The 17,648-nt window shown below is 59.2% G+C and carries 19 protein-coding genes; 4 read left to right on the top strand and 15 right to left on the bottom strand.

Annotated elements, in window-relative coordinates; translation table 11 throughout:
• Positions 1–56 precede the first annotated feature (56 nt).
• From AB8804_RS00425 to flgB, 12 genes are all read right to left on the bottom strand, one after another.
• Complete coding sequence (locus AB8804_RS00425; protein ID WP_371181905.1) at positions 57–1,682, bottom strand: methyl-accepting chemotaxis protein; 1,626 nt, start codon at positions 1,680–1,682, stop codon at positions 57–59.
• Positions 1,683–1,751: 69 nt separating this feature from the next.
• Positions 1,752–2,645: a flagellar hook-associated protein FlgL gene (flgL, locus tag AB8804_RS00420; RefSeq protein ID WP_371181903.1), complete on the bottom strand. Its 894-nt coding sequence runs from the start codon at positions 2,643–2,645 to the stop codon at positions 1,752–1,754.
• A gap of 11 nt (positions 2,646–2,656) precedes the next feature.
• Complete coding sequence (gene flgK, locus AB8804_RS00415; RefSeq protein ID WP_371181901.1) at positions 2,657–4,303, bottom strand: flagellar hook-associated protein FlgK; 1,647 nt, start codon at positions 4,301–4,303, stop codon at positions 2,657–2,659.
• 94 nt (positions 4,304–4,397) lie between these two features.
• Positions 4,398–5,318 (bottom strand): flagellar assembly peptidoglycan hydrolase FlgJ, encoded by a 921-nt coding sequence (flgJ, locus tag AB8804_RS00410; RefSeq protein ID WP_371181899.1) that lies wholly within the window; start codon positions 5,316–5,318, stop codon positions 4,398–4,400.
• A complete protein-coding gene (locus AB8804_RS00405; RefSeq protein ID WP_371181897.1) occupies positions 5,318–6,445 on the bottom strand; it encodes a flagellar basal body P-ring protein FlgI in 1,128 nt (375 codons plus the stop codon). Before AB8804_RS00405 ends, flgJ begins: the two co-directional genes overlap by 1 nt.
• Position 6,446: 1 nt before the next feature.
• Positions 6,447–7,157: a flagellar basal body L-ring protein FlgH gene (locus AB8804_RS00400; RefSeq protein ID WP_371181895.1), complete on the bottom strand. Its 711-nt coding sequence runs from the start codon at positions 7,155–7,157 to the stop codon at positions 6,447–6,449.
• A gap of 49 nt (positions 7,158–7,206) precedes the next feature.
• Positions 7,207–7,989: a flagellar basal-body rod protein FlgG gene (gene flgG, locus AB8804_RS00395; RefSeq protein ID WP_371181893.1), complete on the bottom strand. Its 783-nt coding sequence runs from the start codon at positions 7,987–7,989 to the stop codon at positions 7,207–7,209.
• Positions 7,990–8,010: 21 nt separating this feature from the next.
• A complete protein-coding gene (locus tag AB8804_RS00390) occupies positions 8,011–8,748 on the bottom strand; it encodes a flagellar basal body rod protein FlgF (protein ID WP_371181891.1) in 738 nt (245 codons plus the stop codon).
• A 9-nt stretch (positions 8,749–8,757) separates the two neighbouring features.
• Complete coding sequence (flgE, locus tag AB8804_RS00385; protein WP_371181889.1) at positions 8,758–9,963, bottom strand: flagellar hook protein FlgE; 1,206 nt, start codon at positions 9,961–9,963, stop codon at positions 8,758–8,760.
• A gap of 21 nt (positions 9,964–9,984) precedes the next feature.
• A complete protein-coding gene (locus tag AB8804_RS00380; protein WP_371181887.1) occupies positions 9,985–10,686 on the bottom strand; it encodes a flagellar hook assembly protein FlgD in 702 nt (233 codons plus the stop codon).
• Positions 10,687–10,694: 8 nt separating this feature from the next.
• Entirely contained in the window at positions 10,695–11,099 is a 405-nt protein-coding gene (gene flgC, locus AB8804_RS00375) for a flagellar basal body rod protein FlgC (RefSeq protein WP_371181885.1), read from the bottom strand.
• A 6-nt stretch (positions 11,100–11,105) separates the two neighbouring features.
• Positions 11,106–11,540: a flagellar basal body rod protein FlgB gene (flgB, locus tag AB8804_RS00370; protein ID WP_371181883.1), complete on the bottom strand. Its 435-nt coding sequence runs from the start codon at positions 11,538–11,540 to the stop codon at positions 11,106–11,108.
• Between the two features lie 226 nt (positions 11,541–11,766).
• On the opposite strand from flgB, the gene flgA reads away from it, so the two are divergent.
• The 3 genes from flgA to AB8804_RS00355 all read left to right on the top strand — a co-directional run bounded on the left by flgA (position 11,767) and on the right by AB8804_RS00355 (position 13,297).
• Complete coding sequence (gene flgA / locus AB8804_RS00365; protein WP_371181881.1) at positions 11,767–12,465, top strand: flagellar basal body P-ring formation chaperone FlgA; 699 nt, start codon at positions 11,767–11,769, stop codon at positions 12,463–12,465.
• A gap of 71 nt (positions 12,466–12,536) precedes the next feature.
• Complete coding sequence (gene flgM, locus AB8804_RS00360; RefSeq protein WP_371181879.1) at positions 12,537–12,836, top strand: flagellar biosynthesis anti-sigma factor FlgM; 300 nt, start codon at positions 12,537–12,539, stop codon at positions 12,834–12,836.
• A 17-nt stretch (positions 12,837–12,853) separates the two neighbouring features.
• The gene (locus tag AB8804_RS00355; protein WP_371181877.1) at positions 12,854–13,297 is read left to right on the top strand and encodes a flagella synthesis protein FlgN; all 444 of its coding nucleotides are present in this window, start codon (positions 12,854–12,856) and stop codon (positions 13,295–13,297) included.
• A 253-nt stretch (positions 13,298–13,550) separates the two neighbouring features.
• Here the strand turns inward: AB8804_RS00355 and fliT are convergent, their stop codons facing one another.
• From fliT to fliD, 3 genes are read right to left on the bottom strand one after another with little or no spacing between them, the layout of a single operon-like run.
• The gene (gene fliT / locus AB8804_RS00350; RefSeq protein WP_371181875.1) at positions 13,551–13,871 is read right to left on the bottom strand and encodes a flagellar protein FliT; all 321 of its coding nucleotides are present in this window, start codon (positions 13,869–13,871) and stop codon (positions 13,551–13,553) included.
• Positions 13,864–14,271, bottom strand: a complete 408-nt coding sequence (gene fliS / locus AB8804_RS00345; RefSeq protein WP_371181873.1) for a flagellar export chaperone FliS — start codon at positions 14,269–14,271, stop codon at positions 13,864–13,866. Before fliS ends, fliT begins: the two co-directional genes overlap by 8 nt.
• Positions 14,272–14,316: 45 nt before the next feature.
• Positions 14,317–15,786 carry a flagellar filament capping protein FliD gene (fliD, locus tag AB8804_RS00340; protein ID WP_371181871.1) on the bottom strand — a complete coding sequence of 490 codons (1,470 nt, stop codon included), beginning with the start codon at positions 15,784–15,786 and terminating at the stop codon, positions 14,317–14,319.
• Positions 15,787–16,088: 302 nt separating this feature from the next.
• Between fliD and AB8804_RS00335 the strand changes: the two genes are divergently transcribed.
• Positions 16,089–17,594: a flagellin gene (locus AB8804_RS00335; RefSeq protein WP_371181869.1), complete on the top strand. Its 1,506-nt coding sequence runs from the start codon at positions 16,089–16,091 to the stop codon at positions 17,592–17,594.
• Positions 17,595–17,648 lie beyond the last annotated feature (54 nt).

Below are 17,648 nucleotides of genomic sequence, written 5' to 3'. Positions count from 1 at the left end.
TTCGCGCTAACGTTTAACGCTAAATAAGACATTATTCATAGCGGTAGTTATCGGGATTAAAACGTTTCCCACTGGGCAAGCGCGTCATCCTGCTGGCGCTGCGGCTTGCGCTGTTCAGTGGAAACTTTCTCCTGAGCGCGCGCGTTGTCCAGCCTGAACTGCGCCACCAGCGTTTCCAGCGCGTCGGACTGGGCCTCCAGCTCGCCCGCCGCCAGGGCCGCTTCCTCAACCATCGCCGCGTTCTGCTGCGTCACCAGATCCATTTCGTTCACCGCCTGCGAAATCTGGTTAATGCCCGCGCTCTGCTCGTCCGACGCGGAGGTGATTTCGCCCATAATCTGCGTCACCTGCGCCACGGAGGTAACGATATCCTGCATCACCGCGCTGGCCTGCCCGACCTGGCGCGAGCCGATATCGATGTTGCTCACGCTGGTGTTAATCAGCTGGCTGATCTCTTTCGCCGCATCGGCGCTGCGCTTCGCCAGGTTGCGCACCTCTTCCGCGACCACCGCAAAGCCGCGGCCCTGCTCGCCAGCGCGCGCCGCTTCTACCGCCGCGTTAAGCGCCAGAATGTTGGTCTGATTGGCTATGCTGTCGATCACGCCGTTGATGTCGGCGATCTGACGGGAGCTGGTGGTGATCTGCGCCATAATCTGCTCCAGGCTCTGCATCACCTCGCCGCCGCTGTGGGCGTTGGTGCTCGCCCCTTCCGCCAGCTCGCGCGCCGCGTGGGCGTTGTCCGCATTCTGACGCACGGTAGTTTTGATCTGCTCCATACTGGCCGCCGTCTCCTGCAGCGCCGCCGCCTGCTCTTCGGTACGGGAGGAGAGATCGTTATTGCCGTGGGCGATTTCCTGCGCGTTGCTGTGGATGCGCTGCACGCTTTCGCGAATGCCGAGAATGGTGCCGGTCAGGGAGGTGCGCATGGTTTCCAGCTCGGTCAACATGCTGCCGATTTCGTTCTGGCTGCCGCTCTCAATCGCCTGGCTCAGATCGCCCGCCGCCACGCTGCGCAGCGACGCCACGGTGCTTTCCATCCGGCGCACCAGCGTTTCGCGCAGCCAGTAGCGTACGGCGAACAGCATTACCGCAGCGGCGATTAGCACCGCAATGCCAAGGCCCAGCATAATCTGGTAGCCGCGGGCGGATTCGCGAATGTAGCTTTCGCTCAGGCGCGCGCTCTCGTCGGTATACTGCTCAACCTTGTTGCGCAGCGTGGTGCGCATGTCCATGTCATGCTCAATCGAGCCGGTATATCCCGCCGGATTGCCCAGGTAGCCGAGCTTCGCTTCCGCCGCCTTATAGACCTCGTTGAACGCCGCATTCACCTCAGCCGCCAGGCGGCTCTCTTCCGGCGTGTTAAACGGCGATGCCATAAAATCGTCCATATTACGGCGGGCAATTTTCACTACGTTATGGGTATGCTTAGTGACGTTCTCCGATACCGGATTGCCCAGCGCGGCCTGCAGCATAAGGCCGTTGGTGTTAGCCATCACGGCGCTGATGTTATAGGCCGCGTCGCGCATCTGGTCGTTATTTTCCGCGGCCAGCGCCATGCGCTTGAAGTTTTGGTTATTGCTGACGGCGTCATAGACCGAATAGGCCGTAACGCTAAAGAGCAAAGCGGCAAAGAGCCCGATAATCAGGCTTACCGCGGTATAAATTTTCAGTTTCTTTAACATAGATTCTCACCTGCCGCGCGCGGGTAAACCGTACGCGGCGGCACCTGTTGAGGTTGGATTGGGAAATAATTAGCTGTTAAACAGATTCATCTTCTGCATGTTTTTGTAGACGTACATTGAGGCGTTCAGCGCCAGATCGGACATCTGCGATTCCGCCATCAGCGACACCAGCACGCCCGTGTCGGCACCGATGGCGGTATCCACCTTGACCTTCATGTCGATGATCATCACGTCACCGGATATATCCAGCGCGTCCAGCTGCTGCAGCTGGGTGCCCAGCTCGGCCTGGGCCTTGCCTAGACGGTCAATGCCCGCGTCGACGGCCTCGCCTGCGGCTTTTAGCGCGTCCTCCAGCGCGTCGTCATCCATTTTTTCTTTAGACAGCTCGTCAATGGCGGTCTGAAGAATGCCGAAGATATCGTCAAAGATTTCACTGCCCAGATGGCCTACCTGCATTTCCGTGCCGTCGGCAACGGTCTGCTTCCGCGCTTCATTGCCGCCGTCATAGGTGCCATCTTCCAAAAACGCGGGCTTGCCCGTCTGGAAACCGCCAAAGATATAGCGGCCGTTGCCGTCGCGGCTGTTGGCGAGATCCAGCATATTCTGGCGAATGCCCTCGATCTCCTTGCCCAGGGCATTGCGATCCGCATCGGAATAGGCGCCCGACCCCGCCGCCACAAGCTTTTCTTTCAGCGTGGTGGTAAGCAGGTTCCCTACCCCGCTCAGGATGTTGTCCTCGTGCTCGAGCGCGCCGCGCGTTCGGGAGCGCACGTCGCTATACAGCTCAAGCTTTGCCAGCGCATCCTTATACTTCACCGCGTCGGTAGCCGCGGCCGGATCGTCCGAGGCTTTCAGCAGCGTTTTGCCCGCCGACATCCGCAGGTAGGTTTCATTGCTCTGGCTCATGCGCGCGGACATGCTTTGCGCGCTCTGCTGATACATATAAAGCGTACTCAATCGCATTTTTTCTTCCCCTATCGGATCGCGAGCAGCGAATCAAACATGTCGTTGGCGGTTTGCAGAAGCTGCGCGTTGGCGCGGTAGTACTGCATAAACATGTCGAGGTTGATCTTCTCTTCGTCCATGCTCACGCCGGAGAGCGCCTGCCTGGTGTCAAACTTGGTCTTCATATCGGTTTCCGCGCTCACGAGGTTGGATTTGACGCTGCGCGCGTTATCCCCGATGGTGCCGACCAGGCTGGCGTAGGCCTCCGCCAGCGTGCTGTTGCCGATCAGCTTTTCGTCCTGGATCTTCAGCATCAGCTCGAGGTTTTTGTTGTTCGCTTTATCAGCGGGATCGTTTGAGTCTGAGGCGGCAAACCCCTGGGCGTCGGTAATTTTGCGGCTCAGCCCCTCGGCGGCGCCGGACATCGGGTTAAAGGTAAAGCTGTCGCCATCTTCCACCGTTGCCGGGTCGGGTAGCTGGATCTTGAGGCCGTCGAACTGGATCCCGTCAGGTCCGGTCGCATACGGAATGTCCCGCCCGTCCGCCCCCGTCACGCGCCAGCTCCCCGCGGCATCGTCGTAGCTGATGGTGTACTCTTCTGAGTTCACGCTGCGAAAGGAAGTCACCTCAATTTTTCCGAGCCTGCCCGTCCCCTGATTGTCGCTGTTCGCGCGCGCGGTGATATCCGGCAGCGTGAAGAGATCGCCACCTGGAGAACCGTTCGGCAAATAGCCTTGTCCGTTCTGCTCGTTCATCCGGCTGGCCATGACGAAGGCCATCTTGTCCAGCTCCTCGCGCGCCAGCGCCAGATCCTCATTGCGGAACGTAAACAGCCCCGCCAGGCGGCCTTTGGTAATGCGGTCTTCGTCGAGCGGCGTCTCACTGCCGTTGGCATCCACGTAGGAGACGATGGTTTTGTTCGGGTCGTTGTCAGACATTGAGGTTTTCAGCGCGTAGACTTTATCGCCGGAAACCAGCGGACGTCCGTCCGGGAGAGCGACGTCAACGCGCCCGCTCTGGGCGTCCTCCGACACCTCAATCCCAATCTGGTTGCTGATCTCCTCCAGCAGCACGTCGCGGCGGTCCAGCAGATCTGCTGGCGGCGTGCCGGAACCCTGCGCGCGCTCGAGCTGCTTGTTAATCTCCGCCAGCTGTTTGGTATAGCTGTTGAGATCCTTAACGCTCTGCTCAATCTGGGTATTGGTGCTTTTTTCCAGCCCGCTCAGGCGCTTGCCGCTGGCGTTGTAGCGGCTGGCGAGCGAGCCTAAGGCGTTATACACCGCCGAACGCGCCGCCGCGTCTTCCGGTGTGGTGCTGAGCGTCGACATCGCCTTGAACAGGTTACCGAGCGACACCGAGACGTTGTCCGACTCGTCGGCCAGCATGTTGTCGATATCCGCCAGCTGCTCCATGCGCCCGTTGAGGAAGGAATACTGGGAGATAGCGCCGCGAAGCTGGTTGTTGGCAAAGGCATCGTAGGCGCGCTCAATGCCGTTCACCTGCGCGCCGAAGCCGAAAAAGCCCTGCTGCGTCGACATGCCGCCCAGCTCGCCGATGATCATGTTGCGGCGGCTGTAGCCGTGCGACATGCCGTTGGTCAGGTTATCACCGGTCGCCCGGAGCGCCGCCTGCGCAACGCTTAAGCCACCTCGGGCCAGGTTATATAAATTATTCATAGGGTCTGGATAGTCTCCGTTCGCAGACCCGCTGCTTATCTCCGGGCCTGAAAGTTCATGGTTCTGCTTATTTCATCGGTGATAAAAAAATTCTCTAAAAAATTTTATCGAGATCGTTTTTATAGGCGTTCACGCCCTGCTGAATATCGCCCTTCACCTTCTGAATAATGGTGATGAGCTTTTTGGCGTAGGCCGGGTCCGTCGCGTAGCCGCCCGCCTGCAGCGCTTTCGCCCCCTGCTCCGCGGAATCGGACTGCATCACGCCGCGGTAGCGCGGATTTTTGGTCAGCAGCTTCGCGTAGTCGCTCAGCGCGTGCTCGTAGGAGTCATACACGCGAAACGCGGCCTTCACCTTCTGCTTCACGCCGTTGACGTATTCGGTAGTGGTAATTTCGGTGGTTTTGCCGCGCCAGTCGCCGGTGGCCTTAATGCCGAACAGGTTGTGGCTCGGCGAGCCGTCGGCGGCAGGGATTTCCCGCTTGCCCCAGCCGGACTCCAGCGCCGCCTGCGCCAGGATCAGGTGCGGATGCAGCCCGCTCTCCTGCGCGGCCTCCTGCGCCGGGCGCAGCAGGCGGGAGATAAACGGATGCGCCCCTTCGGCGGGCTTCGCAAACGACACCGGCGCGGGCAGGCGCAGGGGGCCGGTGGCAGGAACGGGCGACAGGCCGGGACGGGAGAAGTCGCGCCCCGGCGCAGTCACCGCTGGCGCATCGCTTTCGCCGCCGAGCTGGCGGACGATAAGATCGGCAAAGCCGAGCTGGCCGCTCCCGGCAATGTTCTGCGCGACCTGCTGATCGTGCATGGCGGTGTACATCTCGGCGGACTGGCTGTTCATCAGCTCGTCCTTGAAGGTGGCGTCGCGCATGCTTTTCATCATCATCTGCACGAAAATCCCCTCCATCTGCTTCGCCGCCGCCTTAAGCGCGCCGGGCGACGCGCGCCCGGCCTCCCGCTTCAGCGCGTCGAGCGAGCGCACGTCAAAGGCGGGCCGATCGAACTTGTCGAAGGCGTTCATCAGTTCACCTCCAGCTTCGCGCGCAGGCAGCCGGCGTTCTTCATCGCCTGAAGCACGGACATCAGCTCGTTCGGCGTAGCGCCAAGGCCGTTCAGCGCGCGGATCACCGCGTTGAGATCGGTGCTGCTGCGCACGTGCTGCAGCGAGCCGCCGCTGTCGCGCACGGAGATGTCCGTCTGCGGGACCACCACCGTTTCGCCGCCGCCGAACGGCGTATCCGGCTGGCTGACCACGTTGTTCTGCATCACCTCCACGGTCAGCGAGCCGTGCGCCACCGCGCAGGAGTCGAGCGAGACGTGGCGGTTCATCACCACCGAGCCGGTGCGGGAGTTAACGATCACCTTCGCGTCCTGCACGTTCACCCGCAGCGGGATGTCCTGAATATTGGCAAGGAAACGCACGCGCGACGGGCCGTCCGGCGGCGCGAAGAGGCGCACGGTGCGCGCGTCTTCCGGGATGGCCGCCCCGCCGCTGTAGCGCTGATTGATGGCGTCGCTGATCTGCTGCGCCAGCGAGAAGTCGCTCTCGTTGAGCTGCAGGCGGACGATATTCTGCGTGGCGAAGTCGTTCGGCACCTCGCGCTCGACGGTCGCGCCGCCGCTGATCCGCCCGCCGTTGAGCTGGTTGACCTGCACGCGGCTGCCGCCCGCCTGCGCGCCTGCGCCGGAAATCAGGATATTGCCCTGGGCGATGGCGTAGATCTGGTTGTCCGCGCCCTTGAGCGGCGTCATTAGCAGCGTTCCGCCGCGCAGGCTTTTGGCGTTACCGACGGAGGAGACCACGATGTCGAGCTTATCGCCGGGGCGGGCAAACGGCGGCAGCTCGGCGGTCACCATCACCGCCGCAATGTTTTTCAGCTGCATGTTGGTGCCCGCCGGCACGGTGATCCCGAGCTGGGAGAGCATGTTGTTCAGGCTTTGCCCGGTAAACGGCGCCTGCATGGTCTGGTCGCCCGTGCCGTCGAGGCCGACGATCAGGCCGTAGCCCATCAGGGAGTTCGAGCGCACGCCCTGCACCGTCGCCAGATCGCGAATGCGCTCCGCGCTGGCGAGCTTCGGCGCGCTCAGCATCATGCCGTAGAGCAGGATGCTTAAGAAAAACAGGATAGATTCTTTTTTCATGGTCATATCAGAAAGGAGAAAGGTTCAGGAACAGGCGCTGCAGCCAGCCCATGTTCTGCGCTTCGTTGATGTAGCCGTTGCCGACGTACTCGATGCGCGCGTCCGCCACCTGGGTGGAGGGCACGGTGTTGCCGCCGCTGATAAAGCGCGGGTTCACCACGCCGGAAAAGCGGATAAACTCCGTGCCCTGGTTAATGGCGATCTGCTTTTCGCCCACCACGCGCAGGTTGCCGTTGGGCAGAAGCTCGTTGACGGTCACGGTGATGGTGCCGGTAAAGGTGTTGCGCGCCGCCGCGCCGCCCTTGCCGGAAAAATCATTTTTGCCTTCGGCTTCAAAATCCGCCTTGCCGTCGCCGAGCCAGCCATTCAGTTTGGTCGGCACCGCGATCAGCCCCATCCCGGCCGATCCATTACGGTTGGCACTGGCGGAGGAGCTTTTGCTGGCGCTCACGTTCTCCTGCAGCAGGATCGTCAGCGTATCGCCGACGTTGCGCGGGCGGCGGTCTTCGAACATCGGCTGATAGCCGTAGTTCATCCCCTGCCCCGCCTGAAACAGCGAGCCGCCGGTCGCTGCCGGTGCCATCGGTAATGGTGTTGCCGTCGTCGGGCCTTCAACGAGCTTGCTTTGCATAATGTGCGCGCAGCCGCTCAGCAGCAGCACGCTTGCCGCCAGCGCAAAACGGGCGACGGCAGGACGATTCATTGAGAGTGTTTTCATATCAGTGTCGATAAAATATCTGGCCGCGCGGGCGGCCAGAAAGAGGACATTACAGCTGGGAAAGACGCTGCAGCATCTGGTCCGATGCCGAAACCGCCTTGCTGTTGATTTCGTAGGCGCGCTGCACCTGAATCATCGTCACCAGCTCTTCCGCCACGTTGACGTTGGAGATTTCGACGTAGCTCTGCTTCAGCGTGCCCGCGCTCTCCATGCCGGGGTTCAGCTCGTTCGGCGCGCCGGAGGCCTGCGTCTCCCTGTAGAGGTTGCCGCCCACGCTTTCGAGGCCCGCGTTGTTGACGAAGGTGGTCAGGGTCAGCTGGCCGATCTGCTGCTCTTCCGCCTGGCCGGGAATTTTGGCGCTCACCATGCCGTCGCTGCCGATGGTGATGCTTTTGGCATCCTGCGGGATCACGATCCCCGGCTGAATCGGGTAGCCTTCGGCGTTCACCAGCTGGCCGTCCGGGCTTTTGGAGAAGTGGCCGTCGCGGGTGTAGGCGGTGCTGCCGTCCGGCATCTGCACCTGGAAGAAGCCCTCGCCATCAATGGCGACGTCAAACTCGTCGCCGGTCTGGTTCATCCCGCCCTGGGTGTGCACGCGCTGGGTCGAAACCGGGCGCACGCCGGTACCGAGCTGTAAACCGCTCGGCAGGGTGTTCTGCTCGGTCGACTGCGCGCCCGGCTGGCGCATGTTCTGGTACAGCAGATCCTGGAACACGGCGCGCTGGCGCTTGAAGCCGTTGGTGTTCACGTTCGCCAGGTTGTTGGAGATGACGTCCATGTTGAGCTGCTGCGCTTCCAGCCCGGTTTTAGCGATCCATAAAGAACGAATCATGTTGAGACTCCTTGCGCGAGCTTAGCTCACGCTCAATAGCTGGTTAGCCTTCTGGGCGTTTTCGTCGGCGGTGCGAATCACCTTCATGTTCATGTCGAAGCCGCGAGAGTTGGCGATCATCTGGGTCATGGCGTGGACCGGGCTAACGTTGCTGCCCTCAAGGGCTTCCGGCGTGAGGCGCAGGGTTTCATCCTGCGCCAGCGCGCCGCCCGCCGCCGGGCGAAACAGGCCGTCGTCGCCGTGCCGCAGGTCGCCGATCTCCGCGTTGACCAGCCTGATGCGCCCAACCGGGACCAGCGCCGTCGGGTCATCGCCCATGCCGAGCGCCGAGACGGTGCCGTCGGTGCCGATGGTGACGTGGGACTGCGGCGGCACTTCCAGCGGGCCGCCGTCGCCCATCAGCGGGCGGCCGTTGACGCTCAGCGCCCCCGCCTGGTTGACTTCAATCGCCCCGTTGCGGGTATAGCCTTCGCTGCCGTCGGCCAGTGCCACCGCCAGCCAGCCGTTTTGCGGCAGCGCCACGTCCAGGCTGCGCCCGGTGTGGGTGATGGGCCCCATGGTGGCGTCGTGAAACGGGGTGGATTCCGCCACCAGCGCGCGGGTGCGCAGGGTTTCGCCTTCGACAGGCACGGCACGAAAAGCGGCGAGCTGCGAGCGGAAGCCCGCCGTCGAGCTGTTCGCCAGATTGTTTGAGGTGACCGCCTGGCGGTTAAGCGCCGCGTTGGCGGCGCTCATGGCGGTATAGATAGCGCGATCCATAGCTCAGCCCTAGCGCAGGTTAACCAGCGTCTGAAGCACTTCAGACTGGGTTTTGATGGTTTGCGAGTTGGACTGGTAGTTACGCTGGTAGACGATCATGTTGACCATCTCGTCGCCCAGCTCGACGTTCGACTGCTCCACCATGCCGCCCGCGATATCGCCGAAGCTGCCGCTGCCGGAGATGCCGATAAACGGCGTGCCGGACTGCACGCTTTCCGCCCACAGGTTATTGCCCTGCTGTTCCAGACCGCCCGGGTTGGCGAAGTCCGCCAGCACCACCTGGGCCACGATCTTGCGCTGGCCGTTGTTGTAGATCGCGGTGATTTCGCCGCTTTCGCTCACTTCGTAGCTATTGAACTTACCCAGCTTCTGGCCGTTTGCCTCGGATTTTGCGACGTCGTCCGATGCGTACTGGGTCATTTTGCTCAGATCCAGCTCCATCTCGATGGGCGCGCCGCCGTTCCATGAAACCCCTTTCACGGTGCCGATGCCGGAAGAGGTGAGCTTGCCGTCATCGGTGTACGCCAGGGGGATCTCGGTAAATTTCGGATCTGTTCCGTCCATTTCGGGCGCGGTGCCGTCCTGCGCGAAAGCCGTCCACTGGTTGTCACCGGTCTTAACGAAATAGACCTTAATCGTGTGCTCATTGCCCAGGCTGTCGGTGGCCCTCATTTCGCTGAAGTAGCTGTAGGTATCGCCTTTTTCCGGATCGAACTTAGTAGGATCGAGGGGATCGTGTCCTGAGTTAAGGTTGCCACTCATGGAGCCTTTCGTGGTGGCCTCCGGCGGCACATCCTCTTTTGGAATGCGGATAGGCCCCACCGGCGCGCCGGGGTTGATGACCCCGTCCGTCGCCTGATAGCCGCTCAAGAACAGGCCGTTGGTTCGGTTGACGATGTAGCCGTTCTCATCTTCCTTAAACTGGCCGTTACGCCCGTAGAACACGCTCCCGGCGGAATCCACCATGCGGAAGAAGCCGTTGCCGTTAATGCCCATATCCAGCGGAGAGCTTCCTCCCGCCAGCACGCCGTTGCTGAATTTCTGATCGACGCTCGCAATCTGTACGCCCATGCCGTTCGAACCGGCAAAGATATCGGCGAAGGAGACGGAGCCCGCCTTAAAGCCGACCGTTTGCGAGTTGGCAATGTTGTTACCCACCACGTCCAGCGCTTTTGCCGCGGCGCTAAGACCGCTAAGACCTTGTGAAAAACCCATGATTAATTTCCAGAAGTAAGTTTATTTTTGAATGACGAACACTTTGTCCATTTCAATCGGATCGTGGTCCTGCAGATGCAGGATCGGCCCGCGCGGCCCCATCGTGACGCCCTGAACCTGCTCCTGCACCAGGCCAAAGGCCTCAGGGTTTTCACCGTCAGGGTTAGAGGCTTCATACGTCACCGTGTACTCCACGTCGCGCGGCGGCGGCGCGGGCTTGAAGTCCTTCAGGTCGTCCAGGTTGAACTTATGGATGCCCTGCTTCAGGTTTTTCAGCTCGGCGGTATAGGCCTGGTCGCCGTCGTGCAGCGTGACGGTGACCGTCTCGGCGTCGCCGCCCAGCGCGAAATTGATATCGTCTGAGCTTTCCGGCAGCTCTATGCCCACCTGCTGAATAGTATTTTTTTCTCCGCCGAAGGAGACCTTCGCCTCACCCTCGATCAGCACGCTGCGCCCCACCCACGACGAGGCGCTCATGCTGCCAAGCTGGACCATCATGGCCTGCATGGTGCCCATGGAAGAATTGAGCTTCTCCACGCCCGCGGCCATGTTGAACTGCGCCAGCTGGGAGGTGAGCTGGTTGTTGTCCATCGGGTTGGTCGGATCCTGGTTTTTCATCTGCGCCACCAGCAGGGTCATAAACTGATTCGACAGATCCGCCGCGCTGCTGCCGGTGCCGCCGTTATCGGAACCGCTGTTGTTGTTAATCGAAGAGACCGCCATACGCGTCCTTACTGCCCAAGAGTTAATGTTTTCAGCATCAGGCTTTTGGCGGAGTTCATCACTTCCACGTTGGCCTGGTAGCTGCGGGAGGCCGAAATGGTGTTGACCATCTCGTTCATGACGTTGACGTTCGGCATGCGCACGTAGCCCTGCTCGTCGGCGAGCGGGTTGCCCGGCTCGTAGACCAGGCGGTCCGGCGCGGTGCTTTCCGTCACCTCATCCACCTTTACGCCGCCAATCTCCTGCCCGGCGGCGTTGTCCACCTTGAACACCACCTGGCGGGCGCGGTAAGGCTGGCCGTCCGGCCCCGCCACGCTGTCGGCGTTGGCCATATTGCTGGCGCTGACGTTCAGGCGGCGGGACTGGGCGGCCATTGCCGAACCCGAAATATCAAATACGCTAAAGAGCGACATTGTTTATTACCCCTGACTTAATACAGTCATCATTTTCTTAATATCCGCACCGAGGAACGTCAGCCCCGACTGATATTTCACGGCGTTGTCGGCGAAATTAACGCGCTCGCGATCCATATCTACGGTATTACCGTCGGCGCTGGGCTGATCCGGCACGCGATAAAGCAGCTGGCCGTCGTCAAACGGCTGCGCTTTGGCTTCAATATGTCGGTTCGACGTTAACGACAGCGAGACGGGTAATTTCGCCATCGACGCGTTTTCCATGGCCTGTTTTAGCTGGCCGGGAAAATCAATATCGCGCGCCTGGTAGCCCGGCGTATCGGCATTCGCAATATTCGACGCCAGAATATCCTGACGGCGCGAAAGCAAACCTAATGCCTGCTGCTGAAAGCGAAAGGCATCATCGAGTTTATTCATAACGATAGAGTTCCTGCTTCGCATTATTTAAACTGCGATAGTGTAGTCACCGAGGGTGAAATATCACACTGCGAAGACTCGACACTAATAAGCGCATTTAGCGAAATAGAAATTGATAGCGAAAAGTTAAAACGCCGATGAATTTAATTGCCGACAAAAGTGTCACCATTTAATTCCATAAAAGCGCGGCCGGAACGTATATAATTTATCCACTTTTATATCATTCATTCCGCACGATAAAGGCAATCAGATGACGCATCGATTATTCAGCACGGCGCTGGCCGTTTTACTTTGCACGGCACCGGCGAGCGCCAGCGTGCCGTCGGACCAAACGGCAAAGCAGCGGCTGATGCTCAAGCTTGATGCCTTAATCCAGCAGCCTGAACGGGACGCCGAGGTGGTCCGCACGGTGTCTTTACTCGCCACGCCCGCGCAGCTGGCCGCGGTGTGCGACAACCCCGAACTGAGCCTGGTCGGGCGCGACGACCGCCTGACCGGCAAGCGTACCGTGCTGGCGCAGTGCGGGGCGCGCCGACACTTCCTGCCCGTGCGCATCAGCGCCCAGGGCACGTGGTGGATTGCCAGCCAGAGCCTGCCGGGCGGCGCAATCGTTCAGCGCAGCGACATTGAGCCGGTTACGGGCAATATTGACCACCAGCCCGGCGGCCTGATCTTTAACCCCGACGCCATCGTCGGCCAGCGCCTGACGCGCGCCGTGGCGGCGGGCAAGCCGCTGCTGGAAAACCAGCTGCGCCAGCAGTGGCGGCTGCGGGCCGGGCAGACGGTCGAGCTGGTGACGGCGGGAGACGGCTTTCGCATTCGCAGCCAGGGAAAGGCGCTGAACAACGCGGCGGTGGATGAAACGCTCAAGGTCAAAACCGCGGGCGGGCGCACCGTGAGCGGCAAAGTGGACCCGGCGGGACAGGTGATCATTTTTTCACAGCAATAAATTTTAGGTTTTTTTTGAATCACCGATGAAAGAAGTATCAGTCACATAAATGATTATCTGTGAGGACAATTATGAGCATCACCAGCAGCCAGAATGCCGCACCGATCGCGGGCATCGCCCCCGCTCAGGATCTGCGCGCCCGCATCCATCCTCAGGACGGCGACGCTTCCGTCAACGTGGCGCAGCCGCATAAGGACGACAAAACCGACGTCACCCTCAGCGCGCTGACGAAAAAGATCCAGAACGACGACAGCCGCGATATCGATTACGCGCGCGTCGAGTCTATCCGCACCGCGCTGGCGGCAGGCACGCTGCGCATTGAGCCTGAGAAAATCGCCCAGGCCATGGTGCAGGATATTTTCCAGTTTTAACCGCAAACAGGACCGTTATGGACAAGCTTTACCCAATACTCACGCAAATGAAAACGTCTCTGGATGAACTGGAGGCGATCATGATTGAAGAGGTTAATCAGCTCAACCGCACGCAGATCAACCCGGTTTCTCTTCAGGTGTTGGCTGATAACAAGAATCAGCTGCTGTCGACCATTCAGTACTACGACGACATGCGCCGCCAGCAGGAGCAGCAGAGCGCCACGCAGGCCCCCTACTCGGGCCACGGCAAGCTGTTTTCAAGCTGGCAACAGGTGAATGAAAAGGTGCGCAGCTCGAAGGCGCTTAATCAGCAGGTGGAATCGCTGCTGCAAAGCCATATGAAGAAGAACCAGCACATTCAGAAGGCGATTGAGCACGTTGGCCGCGCCAGCGCGCTCTACGGCCCGGCGGGCGAATCCAGCCAGGTCTCGACCGGGCGCAAATACAACATCAGCATCTAACCGTTTCTGTCTGCGTTGTCCTCTTTTGCTCGCCTCTGGCGGGCTTTTTTTTGTCCGGTGGATCAATACCCCTCACCCTGGCCCTCTCCCCATAGGGGAGAGGGAAAAAACCGCACCGAGCAGTCTCCTTTCCTCTGGGATATAAGCAAAAACCGCACGTGACTGTCCCCTCTCCCCTGGGATATGAGCAAAAACCGCACGTGACTGTCCCCTCTCCCCTATGGGGAGAGGGTTAGGGTGAGGGGGGTTAAATCTAAACCGCGCTGTACGCCTTTGCCGACGCGCTAGATTTCCGCATGGCGGAAAGTTCGGTGCCAATCTCGGTGAGGCGGCCCTGAATGGCGCGGGTGAGCTGCGCGTCATTCTCCAGCAGCTGCGCCAGCTGAGCAGTGACCTGCGGCTTGTTGTGCTGCGCCAGCTGGGTTAGATCGATGTCGCACAGCGTGCGCATCCCCAGGGTGTACGCCGCGGTTTCGTCTAAAAACGCGTCCCACTCGCCGGCTTCGGCCTGCTGCTGGAGGGTGGCGTTGCTCGCCATCAGCTGTCCGATAAGCTCGATGACCGCCTTATCCATGCTTCACCTGCCTGCCCTGCGGGTCGATAGCCTGCCAGGTTTCGGACATCCCGGTCATCAGCGAAATCAGGTGCGGCAGCTTTTCGCCGCTCTTGCTGAGATTCGCCTCCAGCAGCGTGCGCGATATGTACTCGTACAGGCTCTCCAGCTCGGCGGCGATCTGCCCGCCCTTCTCGTGGTCCAGCCCCGCGCGCAGGCCGTTGTCGATAATGTTAATCGCGCGGGAGATCATCTCCCCGCGGCGGGCAATGTTGCCGGACTGGAAGTAGATCTCCGCCCGGCGCATGGCGTTAATCGCGCCGTCATAGAGCAGGACGATCAGCTGGTGCGGCGTAGCGCCGGCAATCTGGCCGTCGAGCGAGACGGCGGTATAGGCGTCAAAGCCTTTCTTCGTGTACATCGTCAAATCCTGCCGGGCAGCGCGCTGCCCGGATAGTGGTGAAGATTAAATCAGCCCGGCCAGAGAGCTTTGAAGCTGGGACTGCATGTTGTTCATGTCGCTCATCGCCTTATCCAGACGCTGATACTCTTTTTCGCGGCGCAGCATGGTCTCTTCGATACGCGCTTCAACGGCGGTGATCTGCTTGCCGATGCGCTTTTCCTGCTCGCGCAGGGTTTCGAGCGCGGTTTCGATCACCCCCTCTTTTTTGGTAATCGAAGACTTATCGCCGAGGTAGGTATTGAATATCCCCTCCATGCGGTCTTTAATCCCGTCATTACCGTCTTTACCCAAAAACAGCGCCTCCACCGCTTTCGGGTTGTCCTTCAGCGCCGCATCGAGCTTTTTGGTATCGATGGACAGCTCGCCCAGCACGCCGCCGCGCTCGTCGCCAACCTTGCCGTCGAACTTCACGGTAATACCGATGCTGCCGAGCGACTGAATAACGGCGTCGGCATCCGGATAGTTCCCGCTAACGGTCGATTTAAGCTGGGTGGTAAGACGGCGCAGCGAGCCGTCGCTAAAGAGCGCGCCGTTAGTAGAATCAGGCGTCGTTGACTGGCTTTCGCGATCCGGCGCGGTATATTTGGTCGCGCTGGCGACGGTGCTGAGGTAGCTGTTGTAGTTCTTGACGAACTCTTCAATCAGCGTTTTCACCTTTGAGGTGTCTTCGGTGATGGTGAGGGATTCGGTTTTGTACCTCAACGGATTGTCCTCGCCGAGGTCAGGGTCCTTTAGCTCGGAGACTTCCCGCAGCTCAAGCGTTACCCCGCCGATAAGATCGCTAATGGTATTCGAGCTGCGCGTAACCAGTTTACCATTCAGAAAAATCTCGGCATTTTTCGGCTCGTCCGAGACGGCACCGCGCAGTGCGCTCTCCACTGCCCCATCGCCGGAAACCTCCATCGTCATCTTGCCCGCTTCACCGGTTTTTTTGGAGGTCAGCACCAGCTTATGCTCGGTATCACTGACCGTGATGACTTCCGCCACCACGTCACCTTTCTGCGCGTTAATCTTTTTCGCGATCTGGTCAAGGGAGGTTTCATCCGGCTTCAGGGTGACTTCAAGCGGCTTATCGCTGCCTTCCATCGAAATTTTTACCGTGGTATCTCTGGCGCTCGTTGCTATCTGCTTGTCTCGTGACCCATGGCTGACGCTCAGCTGATGCGCTGTCGCCAGCTGTTTTACGGCAATAGAGTAGCTGTTAGGGATCGCCCCGCTGCCCGCCGTGGCCTTAAAGGTTTTGTTATCGCTGACGCTGACGCCGTTGAACCCTTCGTCCTCAAGCTTGCCGAGGTTGTCCTTCATGGTGCTCAGCGCGCTGGAAATAGAGCCCCACGCGGAAATCTGCCCTTTATAGGTGCTCTGCTTTTGCAGGTAAGGGTTCAGCTTTTGGGTAATGCCCTTGCGCTCGTCCGCCAGCCACTGGTCAAACGGCAGCCCCGAGCCGACGCCTAAGAAATTGGTTGAAGCCATAATGAATAGTCCTGTTGAAATAGATTAGCCTGACACTATTCCTATCGGGTAATAGAGAAGTAAGTTTAATTTTTCATTTATAGGCCAACAATGATTACCCTTCACGAAAACAGAACTGCGGGCTTATTACGCTATTGCGTTAATTGATTTACAAAATTGAAGGCAGATATGCGCGCATTTCTTTGGTTTATAAAAAAGCTGAAAAAATAATTTAGTCATTTTTATTTCCCCCGATGAATTCAGTATGCGCATCAACGAACGCATACCACTTATAGTCGTTATCATATTAAAAGGATATAACAATGGCACAGGTCATTAATACCAACGCATTGAGCCTGATGGCTCAGAACAACCTGAACAAATCCCAGACCTCTCTGGGCACCGCGATCCAGCGCCTCTCTTCCGGTCTGCGTATCAACAGCGCCAAAGACGACGCGGCGGGCCTGGCCATTTCTAACCGCTTCACCTCCTCTATCCGCGGTATGACCCAGGCGGCGCGTAACGCCAACGACGGTATCTCCCTGGCACAGACCACCGAAGGCGCGCTGGAAGAAGTGACCGAAAACATGCAGCGTATCCGCGAGCTGACCGTACAGGCGAAGAACGGCACCAACTCCACCAGCGACCTGGACTCCATCAAGAAAGAGATCGGTACACGCCTGGAAGAGATCAGCCGCGTGGCAGAAGTGACTAACTTCAACGGCGTAAACGTGTTTGACGGCTCCCGTGAAGAAATCACCATCCAGATCGGTGATAAAGATTCCGACACCATCAACATCAAGCTTAACAAGCTGGACCTTGAAACCCTGGGCCTGGATACCTTCATGGATGACTTTGCTTCCATCGGCATTAAAATGGGCAGCACCAGCAAGTATGAAGAGGCTGCAGCGGTAAAAGGTGACGGTGTAGACACTGGCATTGAAGCTACAGTTAGTGGTAAAGCGCTCAACTGGAAAGTTAACCAGGCTACTGATGGAGCTGTAGTATTTAAGGCAATTGGCGCGGTAGATGCTGCCGATGTTGAATTCCATGTCAATGACAAAACCGGTGAAGTCTTCGCCTATAGCAAAGCGAACGATAAACTCTTCCAGATAGACACTGACCAAATTACCTTTAAAGCTGTTGGTGGTCCTCCTGCAACGCATGCAGAAATTAGTAAAGTCGCAGCCACTGCCTATACCGAGGTAACGGGTGCCGATAAAGATATGCTTCTGAACGGTAAGAGCACCGTGGCCAACATGAAGCGGCTTGACGTGGGTTCTACCGTCACCGGTGCCACGACCGATATGACCCTTACCGAAGATATGATGGAAGATATCTCCGCGAGCCTGTTCGGCGGGGCCGACATGGCAACCTCCAAAATGAAAATCTTCTCCGCAGATAGTTCAGCGCCTGCTGGCACCTACTATGCAATGAACAAAGACGGCGAGGTTCACACCTTCACGCTGGACGCTGCTGGCGCGGTCGCTGGCAGCGCTAAAGCCCGCTTCGGCGACGCAGAAGCTATCCAGCAGGGCGCAGGCCAGCTGGCTGCCGACAAGCTGCTGGAAAATACCGATAAGGCAATGACCGTTGTGTCTGACTTCCGCGCCGACCTGGGTGCCGTTCAGAACCGCTTCAGCTCCATCATCGCGAACCTGAACACCAACATCATCAACACCACCGAAGCGCGCTCCCGTATTCAGGACGCCGACTTCTCCGTGGAAGTGTCCGCCATGAGCCGCGCGAACATCCTGCAGCAGGCTGGCGTGTCCGTACTGGCCCAGGCTAACCAGGTTCCGCAGAACGTGCTGTCCCTGCTGCGTTAATCTGCTTAACCGCCTCAAACACTTACGCGCATGTCCTCCGTGCGCGGTTGCCCT

The sequence above is a fragment of the Enterobacter sp. KBR-315C3_2022 genome, from assembly GCF_041399425.1.
Classification (GTDB): domain Bacteria; phylum Pseudomonadota; class Gammaproteobacteria; order Enterobacterales; family Enterobacteriaceae; genus Enterobacter.
Note: the sequence above shows the minus strand (reverse complement) of the source record. Positions and strands in the feature narration are given on the sequence as shown.

Excerpts from the sequence above, each read along its gene's own strand:
- flgC (WP_371181885.1), bottom strand. The coding sequence starts at position 11,099 with ATGTCGCTCTTTAGCGTATTTGATATTTCGGGTTCGGCAATGGCCGCC.
- flgM (WP_371181879.1), top strand. The coding sequence starts at position 12,537 with ATGAGCATCACCAGCAGCCAGAATGCCGCACCGATCGCGGGCATCGCC.
- flgJ (WP_371181899.1), bottom strand. The coding sequence starts at position 5,318 with ATGAACGCCTTCGACAAGTTCGATCGGCCCGCCTTTGACGTGCGCTCG.
- AB8804_RS00355 (WP_371181877.1), top strand. The coding sequence starts at position 12,854 with ATGGACAAGCTTTACCCAATACTCACGCAAATGAAAACGTCTCTGGAT.
- AB8804_RS00425 (WP_371181905.1), bottom strand. The coding sequence starts at position 1,682 with ATGTTAAAGAAACTGAAAATTTATACCGCGGTAAGCCTGATTATCGGG.
- AB8804_RS00335 (WP_371181869.1), top strand. The coding sequence starts at position 16,089 with ATGGCACAGGTCATTAATACCAACGCATTGAGCCTGATGGCTCAGAAC.
- flgG (WP_371181893.1), bottom strand. The coding sequence starts at position 7,989 with ATGATTCGTTCTTTATGGATCGCTAAAACCGGGCTGGAAGCGCAGCAG.
- fliS (WP_371181873.1), bottom strand. The coding sequence starts at position 14,271 with ATGTACACGAAGAAAGGCTTTGACGCCTATACCGCCGTCTCGCTCGAC.
- fliD (WP_371181871.1), bottom strand. The coding sequence starts at position 15,786 with ATGGCTTCAACCAATTTCTTAGGCGTCGGCTCGGGGCTGCCGTTTGAC.
- AB8804_RS00390 (WP_371181891.1), bottom strand. The coding sequence starts at position 8,748 with ATGGATCGCGCTATCTATACCGCCATGAGCGCCGCCAACGCGGCGCTT.
- AB8804_RS00380 (WP_371181887.1), bottom strand. The coding sequence starts at position 10,686 with ATGGCGGTCTCTTCGATTAACAACAACAGCGGTTCCGATAACGGCGGC.
- flgK (WP_371181901.1), bottom strand. The coding sequence starts at position 4,303 with ATGAATAATTTATATAACCTGGCCCGAGGTGGCTTAAGCGTTGCGCAG.
- AB8804_RS00400 (WP_371181895.1), bottom strand. The coding sequence starts at position 7,157 with ATGAAAACACTCTCAATGAATCGTCCTGCCGTCGCCCGTTTTGCGCTG.
- flgB (WP_371181883.1), bottom strand. The coding sequence starts at position 11,540 with ATGCGAAGCAGGAACTCTATCGTTATGAATAAACTCGATGATGCCTTT.
- flgE (WP_371181889.1), bottom strand. The coding sequence starts at position 9,963 with ATGGGTTTTTCACAAGGTCTTAGCGGTCTTAGCGCCGCGGCAAAAGCG.
- flgA (WP_371181881.1), top strand. The coding sequence starts at position 11,767 with ATGACGCATCGATTATTCAGCACGGCGCTGGCCGTTTTACTTTGCACG.
- fliT (WP_371181875.1), bottom strand. The coding sequence starts at position 13,871 with ATGGATAAGGCGGTCATCGAGCTTATCGGACAGCTGATGGCGAGCAAC.
- AB8804_RS00405 (WP_371181897.1), bottom strand. The coding sequence starts at position 6,445 with ATGACCATGAAAAAAGAATCTATCCTGTTTTTCTTAAGCATCCTGCTC.
- flgL (WP_371181903.1), bottom strand. The coding sequence starts at position 2,645 with ATGCGATTGAGTACGCTTTATATGTATCAGCAGAGCGCGCAAAGCATG.